The organism is Actinosynnema sp. NPDC023658, assembly GCF_040639995.1.
Lineage (GTDB): Bacteria > Actinomycetota > Actinomycetes > Mycobacteriales > Pseudonocardiaceae > Actinosynnema.
Genome location: NZ_JBFAAX010001171.1, coordinates 1 through 1,617 on the forward strand (window position 1 = coordinate 1; position 1,617 = coordinate 1,617).

A 1,617-nucleotide genomic window follows, 5' to 3' on the forward strand; every position below is an offset into this window, starting at 1 on the left:
TGCACGGTCGGCAGCGTCGGCGCGCCCGCGCGCAGGGACGCCATCAGCCCGCGCTGGTCGAGCAGCTCGACGGTGCCCGCGTTGATCGCCATTCCCGGCGCGTCCACGCGCGGTGCGGCGCTCCGCTCGACGACCGCGGTGCGGACCCCGGCCAGGCCGAGTTCGCAGGCGAGCATCAGCCCGGTGGGGCCGGCGCCGACGACGATCACGCTGCTGTCCATGGGGTGTTCCCCTTTCACGAGTGGGTGGTCAGCTCGGTGCGCAGGTGCCGGGCGAGCGCGGCGGGCGTCGGGTGGTCGAACACCGCGACCGGCGCCAGCAGCACCCCGGTCGCCTCCTTGAGCCGGTTGCTCAGCTCGAGCGCGGTGAACGAGGTGAACCCCAGCTCCAGCAGGCTGTCCCCGGGGTTGATCGTCTCCGGCGCGTCGTGGCCCAGCGCGGTGGCGGCGTGCGCGCACAGCAGGTCGAGCAGCAGCGCCTCCTGCTCGTCGGCGGGCACGCCGGCCAGGCGGCGCAGCAGGTCGTCCAGCCCGTCGGCACCGTCCGGTCGGTCCTCGGCGGTGTCCGGCGGGACGTCGTCGACCCGCTGCCGCCACGCCGACAGCACGGGCAGCAGCTCCTCCAACGCGCCCCTGCCGTGCTCGTCGACGTCCAGCGCCGCCGCGAGCCCGTCCGCGTCCGCGTGGTCGACCGCACGCCAGAACTCCTGCTCCGCCGCGGTCCTCGTCGACGTCGGCGGCGCGTCCAGCCAGAAGCGCCTGCGCTGGAAGGCGTACGTCGGCAGCTCGACCCGGCGGCCGCCCGGGTGCAGGGCGGACCACGCGACCGGCAGGCCGTGCACGTGCGCCCGACCGAGCGCGGTCAGCAGCGACCGCACCTCCGGTCGGCCGCGCCGCATCGTCGGCACCAGCAGGGCCGCCCCGCCGGGCGGCAGGCAGTCCGCCGCCATCGCGGTGAGCGTCGCGTCCGGGCCGATCTCCACGAACGCGGTGACGCCCCGGTCGTGCAGGTGCCGGATGCCGTCGTGGAACCGGACGGCGTGCCGGACGTGGCGCACCCAGTAGTCGGGCGAGCACAACTCGTCGGCCGTCGCCGGTTCGCCGGTCAGGTTGGACACGACCGGGATGCGGGGCGGCGCGAACGCCAGGCGCTCGGCCACCCGGCGGAACTCGTCGAGCACGCCGTCCATGTGCGGCGAGTGGAACGCGTGGCTCACCTGGAGCCGCCTGGTCTTGCGGCCCCTGGCACGCCAGCCCGCGGCCACCTCCTCGGCGGCGTCGGCGTCACCGGCGATCACGACGGCGGACGGCCCGTTGACCGCGGCCAGGTCGACCAGGCCCGCGGGCAGGTCCGGGCCCACCTCGTCGGCGCTCGCCCGGATCGCGATCATGACCCCGTGGTCGGGTGCGGCCTGCATCAACCTGCCCCGCGCGGCCACCAGCGCCGCCGCGTCCGAGAGGGAGAGCACCCCGGCGACGTGCGCGGCGACCAGCTCACCGACCGAGTGGCCGATGAGGTGGTCCGGCGTCGGGCCGCTGTGCTCGACCAGGCGGTAGAGCGCGGTCTCCAGGGCGAACAACGCGGCCTGCGTGTACCGGGTCCGGTCCAGCGATTCCC

The 1,617-nt window shown here is 75.7% G+C and carries 2 protein-coding genes; both read right to left on the reverse strand.

The features are described from left to right. Positions 1 to 221, reverse strand: a 221-nt coding sequence (locus AB0G02_RS39230; RefSeq protein WP_360805293.1) for an FAD-dependent monooxygenase, incomplete at its 3' end; no start/stop codon positions are given. A 14-nt stretch (positions 222 to 235) separates the two neighbouring features. Beyond that, the coding region (locus tag AB0G02_RS39235) for an acyltransferase domain-containing protein (RefSeq protein WP_360805296.1) at positions 236 to 1,617 on the reverse strand (1,382 nt) is incomplete at its 5' end.